11 protein-coding genes are annotated in these 12,794 nt (G+C 70.1%); 5 read left to right on the top strand and 6 right to left on the bottom strand.

Going from position 1 to position 12,794, the window contains the following annotated elements:
- Positions 1–17: 17 nt before the first annotated feature.
- Complete coding sequence (locus NR792_RS07515; protein WP_375759385.1) at positions 18–353, bottom strand: hypothetical protein; 336 nt, start codon at positions 351–353, stop codon at positions 18–20.
- Positions 354–392: 39 nt separating this feature from the next.
- A complete protein-coding gene (locus NR792_RS07510; protein ID WP_375759384.1) occupies positions 393–839 on the bottom strand; it encodes a general stress protein in 447 nt (148 codons plus the stop codon).
- A 365-nt stretch (positions 840–1,204) separates the two neighbouring features.
- Here NR792_RS07510 and NR792_RS07505 point away from each other — a divergent pair, with 365 nt between their 5' ends.
- On the top strand, positions 1,205–1,897 hold the full coding sequence (locus NR792_RS07505; RefSeq protein ID WP_375759383.1) for a TVP38/TMEM64 family protein: 693 nt from the start codon (positions 1,205–1,207) through the stop codon (positions 1,895–1,897).
- Here the strand turns inward: NR792_RS07505 and NR792_RS07500 are convergent.
- Positions 1,884–2,282 carry a LysR substrate-binding domain-containing protein gene (locus NR792_RS07500; RefSeq protein WP_375759382.1) on the bottom strand — a complete coding sequence of 133 codons (399 nt, stop codon included), beginning with the start codon at positions 2,280–2,282 and terminating at the stop codon, positions 1,884–1,886. The genes NR792_RS07505 and NR792_RS07500 overlap by 14 nt on opposite strands.
- Before the next feature lie 102 nt (positions 2,283–2,384).
- Between NR792_RS07500 and NR792_RS07495 the strand changes: the two genes are divergently transcribed.
- Together NR792_RS07495 and thiD are read left to right on the top strand one after the other, a co-directional pair.
- Positions 2,385–3,407 carry a hypothetical protein gene (locus NR792_RS07495; RefSeq protein WP_375759381.1) on the top strand — a complete coding sequence of 341 codons (1,023 nt, stop codon included), beginning with the start codon at positions 2,385–2,387 and terminating at the stop codon, positions 3,405–3,407.
- Positions 3,408–3,451: 44 nt separating this feature from the next.
- Positions 3,452–4,261, top strand: a complete 810-nt coding sequence (gene thiD / locus NR792_RS07490; protein ID WP_375759380.1) for a bifunctional hydroxymethylpyrimidine kinase/phosphomethylpyrimidine kinase — start codon at positions 3,452–3,454, stop codon at positions 4,259–4,261.
- 347 nt (positions 4,262–4,608) lie between these two features.
- Here the strand turns inward: thiD and NR792_RS07485 are convergent, their stop codons facing one another.
- The 3 genes from NR792_RS07485 to NR792_RS07475 form a co-directional block, all read right to left on the bottom strand.
- Complete coding sequence (locus NR792_RS07485) at positions 4,609–8,181, bottom strand: DEAD/DEAH box helicase (protein ID WP_375759379.1); 3,573 nt, start codon at positions 8,179–8,181, stop codon at positions 4,609–4,611.
- Between the two features lie 20 nt (positions 8,182–8,201).
- Positions 8,202–9,944 (bottom strand): N-acetylmuramoyl-L-alanine amidase, encoded by a 1,743-nt coding sequence (locus NR792_RS07480; RefSeq protein WP_375759378.1) that lies wholly within the window; start codon positions 9,942–9,944, stop codon positions 8,202–8,204.
- An 84-nt stretch (positions 9,945–10,028) separates the two neighbouring features.
- Positions 10,029–10,796: a DUF3592 domain-containing protein gene (locus NR792_RS07475; protein ID WP_375759377.1), complete on the bottom strand. Its 768-nt coding sequence runs from the start codon at positions 10,794–10,796 to the stop codon at positions 10,029–10,031.
- A gap of 220 nt (positions 10,797–11,016) precedes the next feature.
- Here NR792_RS07475 and NR792_RS07470 point away from each other — a divergent pair, with 220 nt between their 5' ends.
- Positions 11,017–12,369, top strand: coding sequence for a hypothetical protein (locus NR792_RS07470; protein WP_375759376.1), 1,353 nt, complete (start codon positions 11,017–11,019; stop codon positions 12,367–12,369).
- On the top strand, positions 12,369–12,719 hold the full coding sequence (locus NR792_RS07465) for a DUF2019 domain-containing protein (RefSeq protein WP_375761582.1): 351 nt from the start codon (positions 12,369–12,371) through the stop codon (positions 12,717–12,719). The genes NR792_RS07470 and NR792_RS07465 overlap by 1 nt, the downstream gene beginning before the upstream one ends.
- The last annotated feature ends 75 nt before the right edge of the window (positions 12,720–12,794 follow it).

The raw sequence follows: 12,794 nt of genomic DNA, 5'->3' as shown, positions 1-12,794 counted from the left end.
CGCGCCCCCGCGCGTCATCAACGCCGGTGCGTGGGCGCCGCCATCACGGGCAGGGCCACCAGGCGGCCCATGGGCGGGTCGTCCGCATCCATCTCCAGCTGTACGCGCTGGAGCATGCGCTCCAGCTCCTCCTGAGGGAGGGCAGGCAGCACGCTCACGAGCACGACGCGGTCTTCGTCCGCGCCCAGCGCGAGGCTGCGCAGGCCGGCGAACACCGGCACCTCCGCGGACAGGGCCGCGGCGGCGCTGCGCGCCCGGATGACCAGCGGTTCCGGGATGCCGAACTCCCGGAGCCGGCGGATCGCCCGCTCGGTCGTCTCCACCTGCTCGAGGAACGTGATGACCAGGTACACGCGGCCGTCATACCGGAAGACCGCGCATCCTGTCCCCCGTTACTCGTTGCCACCCGGCTGAGCGGGCTCTTCCGGGGTGGCGGCCGGAGCGGAGGTCCCCTCGGACGCGGGAGCAGTCCCGGCCTGGGCATCCATGGCGGCGCGAGCGGCGCGCTTGCCCTCCTCGATCAGCTTCTTGACCTTCTGCCCGCCCTTGCGGCCGATCTCCTCATAGAAGTTCGGGCCGCGGGTGGCCTTGACGCGGTCGCCACCCTTCTTGCCGATCTCCTCGTAGAACTTGGCGCCGCGCTCGGCCTTCACGGTCTCGCCGCCCTTGCGGCCGATCTCCTCGTAGAAGGAGCGACCGCGCTCGGCCTTCACCGTGGCCCCGCCCTTGCGGCCGATGGTCTCGTAGAACTCGCGACCCCGCTCGTTGCGGACCGTCTCGCCGCCCTTACGCCCCGCCTCGGCCACCGTCATGCTGCCCTTGTTGTCCTTGTCCGACATTTCCGTGTCTCCTCTCGTGACTGCCCAACCCCGTCCGCGCCTTGGTGTCCCTTGCCTGAAACCTTGGGACGGAAGCGCCCCGATGCAAGCAAGCTCCGTACACCGCCAGCCGTTCTCTCCTGACATTGCATGCATAATCCCCAAGGATTTCGCGCGCTTGTCAAGGATGCTGGGCATCCGGACGGGACGGGTGATTGCCCGGCAGGACGCTCTCGCTGTTCACAACAATTCAGCTCACGTTGCCGATTCCCTGCTCGGTTCCCACCTTGTGCGCAACGCCTGACACATGGGGTTCGCGGGCGATGGGGGAGGTTTGCTTGGCGAGCGGCAGCGGTCTGAAGACCTGGTTGCGGATCCTCGCGCCCATGGTCGTTTCCATCGGCGGTCTGGTGATGCTCCGGCTGTTGGGGCCGGACTTCATCGACCAGCGCACCATCCGGGAGCTGTTGCTCCCCCTCGGCGACTACGCCCCCCTGGCCTACGTGGCCTTCCTGGCCGTGCGGCCCCTGACGCTGCTGCCCGGTCAGGTCCTCACCGCGGTGGGAGGGATGATGTTCGGAACCCTCGCCGCGACCCTCTATTCACTAACGGGCAGCTTCCTGTCCGCCACCCTGCTCTACTTCGTCGCTCGCAAGCTGGGCACGCGGCCCATGCAGCGGATGTGTGGCAGCAAGTACCCGGCCATCGCCAAGGCGGCGCGGCGGCACGACTTCCAGTTCACGTTCCTGGCGTGCCTCAACCCGCTGTGTCCCACGGACATCATGCTGATCGCCGGCGCGGCGAGTGGCGCGCGCTTCTGGCCGTCCGTGCTGGGTGTCGTGCTGGGCACCATCCCGGGCACCTTCCTCACCGCGCAGTTCGGCAGTGGCCTTGCGCAGGGCCGCACGGTGATGACCGCCGTGTCCGCGGTGGGCATGGTGGTGTCGCTGGTGCTGGGCGTCATCTTCGGCCGCCGGTTCTACAAGGAGGTCAACGAGACGCCAGTGGAGGCCCCCGCTCCCGAAGCGGAAGGAGCACGCGGCCTGTCCGGCGCGAAGGAAGCGCTCACCACGCCGTGACGGCGCGCAGCTCCTCCACCAGGTGCTGGAGGAGCGCGCGGACCCGGGGCACGGACTGGCGCCCCGGCAGGCACAGCGCGTGGACCGGCGGCCCTTCCGCCAGCACCTCCACCAGGGCGCCCTCGCGCAGCCGGGCGTCGCTCATGAAGTCCAGCACCTGGCAGAGCCCTGCCCCGGCGGCCGCCAGGTCCAGCAGCGCCGGGCCGTGATCCACGTCGATGGCCGCGCGCGTGCGCACCACCGCGGGCTTGCCGCCGGGTGACTCGCGGAAGTGCCACTCGCGGGTGAGGCCGCGCGGATCCACGAACTTCAGGCACGCGTGGCGCTCCAGCCGCGACGGATGCTCCGGCGTCCCGTGCCGGGCACCGGCGACTTCAACATCCACGTCGTGAAGCGCTGAAAGGCCATGACGCGGGGGGACGCAACTTCCCGGGCCGGATGCGGATAACCTCCCCAGACCCACTTCCCCCGGTGGTTGGAGGTTCTCGTGAGCACGATCGACCGCACCCGTTCTCTCGCCGTGCCGTCCTCCACCCCGAAGACGGCCGCGGAGCCGCTCGCGAAGAAGCCCGCGCCGCACTCGCCCGCGTTCCAGAAGTCCTCCTTCGAGCAGGCGCCGTCGGCCAAGGCGCAGAAGAACGGGCTGCTGGGCGGTCTCATCGACGCGGCGGTGGGCGGCATCAAGGACATCCCCCGCTTCGTGGAGATGGGCGCGAACGTCTTCAACGCCACCACGGTGAGGGAGATCACCAGCCTCTTCGGCGGCGCGAAGCCGGACCGCGCGCAGGACGGCATGTTCGTGGGCGCGGGCGGCAAGGTGCTCCCGGCGACGACGAACCTGGGCGACGTGCCGGGCGTCACGCCGAAGAACAACCCGAACCCGGACAAGACGATCCTCTACGTCAACGGCATCATGACGCCGACGGCGGGCCAGCTGGGAGAGATGCAGGCGCTGGCGGACAGCTCCGGCGCGAAGGTGGTGGGCATCCACAACGCGACCGAAGGCCTGGTGAAGGACCTGGCCCAGTGCGTGACGGACAAGCTGGACAAGGGCAAGAACCCCGCCGTGGACACGCTGGCGGACACGCTCTACTCGGAGCTGAAGGCCGGCCGCGACGTGCACCTCGTGGGCTACAGCCAGGGCGGCCTCATCACGGCGCGCGCGTTGAACGACGTGGCGAAGCGGCTGCGCGTGGAGGACGGGCTGTCCCCCGCGCAGGTGGAGGCGAAGCTGGGCCACCTGCAGGTGGAGACCTTCGGCGCCGCGTCCACCAGGTACCCGGACGGCCCGCAGTACGTGCACTACGTCAACAACGCGGACCCGGTGCCCACGCTCACGGGCCTGGGCGGCGACGTGGATCCGCTGGCCTTCCTGAAGGACGCGGGCAAGGGCGCGGTGGTGCACCGCTTCACCGACGGCAACCTGAACCCCATCAGCAACCACATGCTGGACACGCTCTACCTGAAGCACCGCGTGGACTTCGACCAGGCCCGGCAGAACCAATTCTAGTTCCAGGGCCCGTGGCGCCGGGCCGCGGCTAGGATGCCGCGCCCATGAAGCCCTTCCCTGTCGCAACCGCCCTCACCATCGCCGGCTCGGACAGCGGCGGTGGCGCCGGCATCCAGGCCGACCTCCGCACCTTCTCCTTCCACCGCGTCCACGGCACCAGCGCCGTGACGGCCATCACCGCGCAGAACACGCGCGGGGTGACGCGTGTGGATCTGCTGCCTCCTGAGTCCGTCACCGCGCAGGTGGACGCCGTCGTGTCGGACATGCGCGTGGACGCGGTCAAGGTGGGCATGCTCGCCCAGCGAGAGCTCATCGAGGCCGTGGCGGATCAGCTCGGCCGCGTGTCGCTGGGCCCCATCGTGGTGGACCCCGTGATGGTGTCCCGCGCGGGCTCGCGGCTCATCGACGACGCGGCGGTGGAGGCGCTGCGCACGCGCATGCTGCCCCTGGCCGCCATCCTCACGCCCAACCGCCACGAGGCGAAGCTGCTCGCGGGCATGGACATCCAGACGCTGGAGGACATGCGCGAGGCGGCCCGGCGCATCCATGCCCTGGGCTCCCGCGTGGTGCTCGTGAAGGGCGGCGGCATGCCGGGTGCGCTGCGCGGCACGGACGTGTGGTTCGACGGCACGCGGATGGAGACGCTGTCCGTCGCGCCCGTGGACACGCCGAACACGCACGGCACCGGCTGCACGCTGTCCGCCGCGATCGCCGCGCGGCTCGCGCTGGGGGCCGCACCGCTGGAGGCCGTGCGGCTGGCGAAGGAGTACGTCACCTCCGCCCTGCGCTACCCGCTCGCCGTGGGTCACGGGAACGGCCCGATCGGGCACTTCTTCCCGCTGATTCATGAGTGAAACACAGATATTGTTGCAATCAATTGCAGTCAGTTGTGGACGAATACAGCAATGAAACATGTATTTGATTGATACATGTTTCATTTGGGTGGATGGCGACCCACTGAAATCATGAGCATGTAGGCATGGAGGTTCTGATCGGTGGATGATCGTAGGTGTCGGCGCTGGATGTTCGACGACAAACGGCGCACCTCTCCCACCTGATCAGGATTTCATGTAGGCATGGTCGATCAGGCACCCAGGACTGCTCGACCGTTCAGCATGGGTCATGAATGAAATGGCTGAAGGTCCGTTCAGTGCCTGTTCAGGCGCACGGAAGGCCCGGCCAGAAACCACGGAAAGACTGTTCAGTGCTTCGGAGCGTCGGAATCCAGCCCGTCGACGTCCGGCAGCCGCTGCGCGAGCAGCCCCAGCAGCTCCTGGGTGGACAGGCGCGCGGCGGCGTCCTTGCCCTCCAGCACGCCGGCCACCAGGGCGCGCTTCTGCTCATGGAGCGAGAGCATCTGCTCCTCGATCGTCCCCCGCGCCACCAGCCGGTAGACCGTGACCGGGCGCTGCTGGCCGATGCGGTGGGCGCGATCGGAGGCCTGATCCTCCACGGCCGGGTTCCACCAGGGGTCCAGGTGGATGACGCTGGTGGCGGCCGTCAGGTTGAGCCCGAAGCCGCCCGCCTTGAGTGAAATCAGGAACAGGGGCGCGTCGCCCTCCTGGAAGGCGCGCACGCGGTCGGCACGTGCCGCGGCGGGCGTCTGCCCATCCAGGTACTCGTACGCGATGCCCTGCGCGTCCAGCACCTCGCGCACCAGCGCCAGGTGGGACGTGAACTGGCTGAACACCAGTGCACGGTGGCCCTCCTCGCGCAGCTCCTGGATGAGCTCCAGGAAGCGCTCCAGCTTGGAGGACTCCAGCTTGGACGCCTCGTCGTACAGCCGGGGGTGTGACGCGAGCAGCCGCAGCCGCGTCAGCGCCGCCAGCACCTCGATGCGGCGCTCCTGGTCCTTCATCTTCGACTTGCGCGTCTCCAGGTCGGACAGGGCCGCCAGGCGCGCGTCCTCGTAGAGCGTCCACTCCGGCGGCGACAGCACGACGGGCACGTGCACGTCCGTGCGCGGCGGCAGCTGCGCCTCCACCTGGGACTTCGTGCGGCGCAGGAGGAAGGGCTGGAGCACCCGGGCCAGCGCGGGCGCGGCCGTGGGGTCCACCTGCTTCTCAATCGGCGCGGCGAAGCGGTTGCGGAATGCCTCCAGGCTGCCCAGGAGCCCCGGGAAGACGACGGCGAAGAGGGCCCACAGCTCGCCCAGGTGGTTCTCCAGCGGCGTGCCGGACAGCGCGAACTTGAAGTCGCCCTGGAGCGCCCTCGCCGCGCGGAAGCGCTGCGTGGCCGCGTTCTTCAGCTGCTGGGCTTCGTCGAAGACGATGGTGGAGAAGCGCAGCGCGGCCAACCGCTCGATGTCGCGCACCAGCAGGCCATAGCTGAGCACCAGCACGTCGCGAGGCCCCAGCCGCTCCAGCGTGCCGCCCCGGTCCTCGGCGTCGGAGAAGAGGGTGACCTTGAGCGAAGGCGCGAAGCGCTTCGCCTCGTCGCGCCAGTTGAAGGCCACGGACGTAGGTGCCAGCACCAGCGCGGGCCCCTGCTTCGCGCGCTCCAGCAGGACGGCCAGGGCCTGCACCGTCTTTCCCAGGCCCATGTCGTCCGCCAGCACCCCACCCGCGTTCCACGACGCCAGCCGCGTGAGCCAGCGGAAGCCCTCGAGCTGGTAGTCGCGCAGCTCCGTCTTGAGCGTCGCGGGCACCCGGGGCTTCAGCTCCTTCGCCGCGAAGATGCGCTCGACCAGCGTCTTCCATGACGCGTCCGCGTCGATGGTGGCGCCCGCGGTGCCCAGCCCCGCCAGGGCCTCCGCCGCGGACGGGCCCACCTCCAGCCCATGGCGCGACAGGTAGGCGTGATCCGCCAGCTTCTCCAGCTGCTCGCGCAGCGCCGCTTCGATCTCCACCCAGGTGCGCGCGTCCACCTGGACGAAGCGCTCCTTGCGGCGGGCCGCGTCCAGCAGCCGCGCCAGCTCCACCCGCTCGCCCTCCACGGACAGGCTGCCCAGCACGCCGAACCACTCGCGCTTGCGCTCCAGGACGACCTTCAGGTCCCCCGCCCCCCGCTTCGGCACGAGCCGCATGGACGTGCCCACCCACTCCAGCTCCGGCCGTGGGTCCATCTCCGCGCACGCGGCCAGCACCGCCAGCCCGCCCTGCGCGCTGTGGAAGAGGAAGCAGAACGGCAGCTCCTGCGGCTCCGCCGTCTGCAAGGGCAGCCGGGCCTGGAGCGCCGTGGCCGCGGTCAGCTCGCGCCCGAAGTCGCGCACCGCGTGGAAGGAGCGCGTCTCCCGCCGCACGTACACGTCGCGAGGTCCCTCGCCGGGCAGGAACGAGGGGCTGTCCGGCATCGCGCGCAGCCGCAGCTCCAGCCGCACCGCGCCCCCGGGCTGTCCCTCCAGCCGGAGCACCGGGAGCTGCCGCGGCACGACGGACTCGCCCATCACGCTGCGGGGCATGGCCACCGGCAGGCGCACGGAGAACTTCGACAGCTGCTCCAGCAGCGCGCCGTGGCTCTCCGGCGGAAACGCGTTGCCATGCCGCTGGAGCACCGTGGCCAGCGCGCGCACCTCCGGGCTCACGTCCAGCACGGTGAGCACGTGCGCGCCCTCGTCCCAGAGGAACACCGCGTCCTCGGGCTTCGACTTGCGCACGCGCTCCAGCAGCGGCGCGGGCAGCACGGTGCCGTCCACGCCCGCGTTCACCAGCACGGTGCCGCCCCGGTCCTCGGCGACCAGGCCCACCTTCTCGCGCTCGATGCGCACGGGGATGTCCTGCGTGCCCTCCAGCGACAGGCGCGGATGATCAATCAGCTCGAACAGCAGCGCGCGCGACGCGGGCGCGGCGCTGTCCGTGAGCAGCGCCGCGATGCGCGAGTCCGCGGGGCTGAGCTGCGAGCCGTACTCCTGGAGCAGCTTGCGCCGGCCGACCTTCGCGCCCGTGGTGCGCTGGCCCTTCTTCGTGCGCCGGTGCACGTACGGCGCGACCTCCACGCCGTACCCTTCGATGACATCCAGGCGCCAGGAGATCTCCACGCCTCCGCCACCGCCCGGGCTCTCCTCCACCGCCCGCTCCAGCGCGCGCAGCGTCCGCGCCCACGCGGGCCGCACCAGCTCCTCCAGCGTCTCGCCGAAGGCCTCCGTCCAGCGCTGCCGCAGCCACAGCAGCGTGGTGTCCACCGCCGCCAGCTGGTGCACGCAGAACGTCGCGCCGCAGGAACAGTCCACCGTCACGCCCGACGGACTGAACGTCAGCCGCGCGTCCGGCAGGATGAAGCCCGAGCCCGGCGGGGACACCGGCAGCTCGGAGATGCGCGTCTCCTTGAGGCGGAAGCCCGGCAGGTCCGGCTCCTCCACCAGCGCCTCCCGCGACAGCGCCCGCTCCGGACGTGGCGCGATGCCCGGAGGCACGCGAGCACGCCACGCGAGCAGCATCCCGTGGACCACGTGCGTGCGCTTGTCGGACGGGGGCGCGAGCCGCTCCGCGACGGAGGCCCGCGCCTCGATGGCGCCCTGCTGCTCGTCCTCCACGTAGCGCCAGGCGAGCTTCGGCAGCAGGTCCCGCATGCGCGGCGTGGGCAACACCTCCGCCGTCCAGCGGTCGAGCGTGTCCTGGGCCAGCAGCTCCACCAGCCGGCGGCGCGAAATCACGGCGCGCACCTGCGGCAGGTACGCGGCCTCCACGCGCGGGGTGAGCAGCGCCAGGCTCAGGCGCGTCAGGTGCTCCAGCCCTTCGGCCCTCAGCCACGCGCGCAGGTCCGCCTCCGTCTGGAACGGGGGCGCGTGGGGGTCCCGCGCGGGCTTGGGGGTGGATGGAGGGGACTGCTCGGCCATGGGGACTGACGACGAAAGCGTCAGTCTACCTTGGCCATGCGGCGGCGATCACCGAGGAACTCTTCCACTCCCAGCACGATGTTCTTCGCCACCTCGTCCTGGTAGCGCTCGGACGCCAGGCGCTTCTCGTCCTCCGCGTGCGACAGGAAGGACGTCTCCACCAGGATGGCGGGCATCTTCGCGCCCAGGAGCACGTAGAACAGCGCCTCCTTGTGGCCCAGGTCCTTGATGCCGTCGTACTTGGCGGACAGGCCCGTCACCAGGTTGTGCTGCACGGCGTTCGCCAGCCGGCTCGACTCCTCCGTGTTCGCCTTGGTGGCCAGGTCCGCCAGGATGAACTGGAGGTCGCTGATGCCCTTCTCGGAGGACGCGTTCTCGCGCGCGGCCAGGCGGATGGAGTAGCGGTCCGCGGAGGTGTTGAGCGTGTACGTCTCGATGCCGCGCAGCTTGTGCGTCGCCGCCGAGTTGCAGTGCACCGAGATGAACAGGTCGCCGTGCGCCTCGTTGGCCAGCTTCGCGCGGTCCTCCAGGCGGATGAACGTGTCGTCGTCGCGGGTGAGCACCACCTCCAGGCCCTTCTCCCGCAGGCCGTCCGCGACCTTCTTGGAGATGGCCAGCGCCACGTCCTTCTCCTTCGTCCCCGCCTTGCCGATGGCGCCGGAGTCGTGGCCGCCGTGGCCCGCGTCGATGACCACGCGCCGCACCTTCAGCCCCAGTTGCTCCGCCAGCGTCAGCTCCGCGTGGCGCGACTGCTTCGCCACCGCCTTGAGCCGCGCCTGCGCCACCTGCGCGTCCACCGGCGCCGTCACCGGGCGCGGGGCCTCCGGCACGGAGCGAGGCGGCTTCGACGCCACGGCCTCGGGCTGCGCCGGCTTCGAGGACGGGGCCGTCTCCACCTGCTGCGCGGGCGCCTTCGACGCCACGGCCGGGGCCTCCACGCGGGCCTCCGGCTTCGCGGGCTGCGACGTCCCGTGCGAGGACGCCACCGCCTCCGGAGCCTTCACGTCCGTGGCCCGGTCGGCCACGGTGGGCGCGTCCACGATGTTCGCCGCCGCGTCCTTCGCGCTGTCCGTGCCGGAGGCAGGGGCGCTCGGATCCAGGCGGGGCAGCGCAGGGGACGGCTCGCGCGCGATCTTGCTGATCGCATCCACCAGCGGCGAGCCGGCGTTCGCGGCGACGGCGGTGTCCGGCGTGGACTTCACCACCGGGGGCAGCGGCTTCACGGTGGGCTTCGCGGGCGGCGTCCGGTTGGACGGGGGCAGCGAGGCCAGCAGCGCCTTGATCTCCTTGCCCTGGTCGCCCTTGGGGTTGGTGGCCAGCGACTCGTTGAGGATCTTCCGGGCCGCCTCCGGCTTGTCCAGGCGGTTGACGTGGATGCGCGCCAGCGCCAGCGCCGCGTCGTCCGCGAGCCGGTGCTTCGGGTGCGCCTCCACCAGCTTCGAGTAGTCCGCGATGGCCGCCTGCAGGTCCTCCTCCACGAAGGAGATGCGGCTCAGCTCCTGGAGCAGGTCGCCCGCGGTGAAGAGGGCGTCGGGGGCGCGGTCGCTCTTGGGGAAGCGCGTGGCCACGGCCTCGAAGCGGTGCACCACGTTGAGCCAGTGGTGGCGCAGCTTGCGGCGGGACGCGTCGTCCTTCAGCGCGTAGTAGGAGCGGCGGGCCTGCTGGTACGCCTCCTCGGCTTCGTTGCGCTTGCTGGCTCCGACGGCGCTCGGGGCCGTGAGGAGCAGCACGGGCAGCACGAAGTGGGAGAAGCGTACGCGCATGGAAGCCTCCGGACGTTGCAGCTACAGGCGTGTGTCACACGGCCTCCGGGGGCCAGCAACTTTTCAACCCCACCTGACCGTCCGTCAGCGCACCCAGCCCAGCGTCCGCGCCAGCTCCTCGTCGATGACCCGGCACCAGCCCGGCTCGGAGGGCACCACGGCCGCCAGCACCTTGCCGCCGTTGCGCACCGGGGCCCGCTGGGGGCGGCAGCGCGCCCGCACGGCGTGTTTCACGTCCTGGCGGAAGAAGTGCGCGCGGAACTCCGCCTCGCCCTTCCCTTCCGGGAGGTAGCCGTCGTCCGGGGTGAGCCACACCAGCGCGCCCAGGCGCAGGGGCACCACCTCCCGGCGCCACAGCCGCCGCACCTCCCAGGCGAAGCCGGCCAGCGCCACCAGCGCGCCCAGCCCCAGGCCCCAGGGCAAGAGGCCCACCCGGGCCGCCCGGGCCCTCGCGTGAGTCGCCTCGCGCGGACGCCCTGGCTCGGACGGGTCCACCAGCAGCTGCACCCGGGCGCCGTGGCCCAGGGAGGCCGCGTGGTCCGCGTCCGTGCGCACCCCCGACACGGAGTGCTCCTCGCCCGCGAACGTGTAGAGGACGTCCAGCGTGCCCTCCGCGTCCTCGCGCCGGTCCGGGGGCGGCGCGTGGCTTGCGCCCACCAGCGCGTCCACCAACTCCGCGCGGGACGTGAAGCGCTGCTCCTCCACGAAGTAGCGCCCCGCGTAGCCGGCGCCAAAGCCCAGCACGGCGATGACCGCCAGGCCCAGCACGACCCCGCGCACCAACCGCGCCACCGCCCCGGGCACCTGGGCGAGTCGGACACGGCGGGGGGCATGGGGAATGGCGAGCTGCATGGCGGGCGCGAAGCCTACTTCACGCCCGCCGCTTGCGCTCCATTCGTGCCTCCGGACAGCGCAGGTGAATTGGCGTTTGGACAAGCAGAACGCGCTCACCCAACCGTGAAGTGCCTTGCCGAGCGGGATGACTGCCCGACAGCTCTATCTGGTATTGCTCGATCTTGCATCGACACTGATCTCCCGACGAAAAGGGGGGCTTGGGTCAGGAGGGTTCTGGATGCTGCCTCGCTGGTTGATTCTCTTCATGGTGGTGATGCTGGCCGGATGCAGCGGCACCACGAAGTCCGTGCGTCTGCACACGGGCCACGGCGGGCCCATCATCCTCACCCCGCGCAGCGGCGATGTTGCGCCGGTGGAACTCGACGAAGACAACTTCGTTGAAGCCGTAGAAGCGCTGGCCCGGAGCGCGAGGCCATCCACCCGCCCGCAGGAAACGGCCCGGCGGTTGTTCGAGGTGGAGTCGCGCAGCGGATCGTACCTCTACGAGCCACGCGGCCACCGTGTCATCCCGCTGGGGCCCGGCGAACACCTGGAGGGTGAACAACCCGCGCCAGAAGTGGAGTTGACACGCGCCTACCTGCGCTGGTGCGAGCGCACCCACAAACCCGGCGATTGCCTGCGCCTCTTGGTGGAGCATCCCACCGTCACCGGAGATGGACGCTACGCCTTCGCCATGGCCATGGCCCAAGGCGCCGTGTTGGACGAGATGATGGGCGCCTTCAAGGATATGGCCGATCCCCAGGCCATGATGACGGCGGTTCTTTGGACGTGGACCACGTACATGATCTTGCTCGCGGTGCCCGAGCCCTTCTCGAAGGGCTTGGCCGCCGTGATCACCGCCTCGCTTATTGCCTACGTGGGGGTCGATACATTCTGGAATCTCATCGTGGGCTTCAAGCAGCTGGTAGAGGAGGCAGAGCAGGCCACCACATTTGATGAGCTCCGCGAGGCGGGAGAGCGCTACGGCAAGGTCATGGGGCGTAACGCGGCACGCGCGTTCGCCATGTTGGCTACTGCCGTTATTGGAAACACGGCAGCGGGACTGGGCGCGAAGATGCCAACGCTCCCCGGCGCCATGCAGGCTGCGTCGCAGGCCGAAGCGCAAGTGGGCATCAGGCTCGCGGCGGTCGCCGATGTGAAAACGGTTGCCGTGAGCGCCGAGACCGTCACCATCGCGCTCGCGCCCGGCGCGGTCGCCATGGCGGCCAGGGGCACGGGTGGCGGCACCGCCGCCAAGGCGCGGCCCTCGGGCTACAGGGCCTGGGGCTCATTCAGTGGCTTCAAGAAGGCCATGGGCCCGGCGGGCACCAACAAGGAGTGGCACCACGTCGTCGAGCAAACCACGGGCAATGTGAAGCGCTTCGGTCCCCCTGCCCTGCACAACACCGAGAACATCATCCCACTGGACAAGGCCCTACACACCGACGTCAGCGCGTTCTTTTCGTCGATTCGACGCGATATTACAGGCTCGCCATTGACCGTGCGGCAATGGTTGAGCACGCAGTCCTACGAGGCCCAGCGTGACTTCGGGCTTCTGGCCATTGAGAACGTCGGAAAGGGGCTCTGGTGATAAAGTTGCAGGAGCTTGTCGAGCAGTTCGCGCTGCATGTAGCCGCGCAGAACGAGGCCATCTTCCGGGGAGACGCCAAGACCGGTAACAAGCATGCCAGGAAGTACGGCGCCGCCGTCGACAAGCTCCTGGCGCACGGCGATGCGGGACGTGATGCTCTCACCGTGCTGCTCAAGCATGAGCGAATGGACGTGCGTGTGATGGCTGCCGCACATCTGCTCCGCTATCGGACGGCTGAAGCCAAAGCAGTCCTGGAAGAAGCCGCCAAGGGACAGGGGCTGGTCCCGTTCGGAGCGCAGCAGGCATTGAAGCGCTGGGAAGAAGGGACGTGGGCGCTCGATCCGGAATAGCTCGCGCCGGGGGGGCGTCATGAGCGGCGCGCGTCAGCCGCTCAGCGTAGGATTCCGCACCGTTGGGTCGGACCC

It is taken from the genome of Corallococcus exercitus, assembly GCF_042231735.1.
Classification (GTDB): Bacteria; Myxococcota; Myxococcia; order Myxococcales; family Myxococcaceae; genus Corallococcus; species Corallococcus exercitus_B.
Note: the sequence above shows the minus strand (reverse complement) of the source record. Positions and strands in the feature narration are given on the sequence as shown.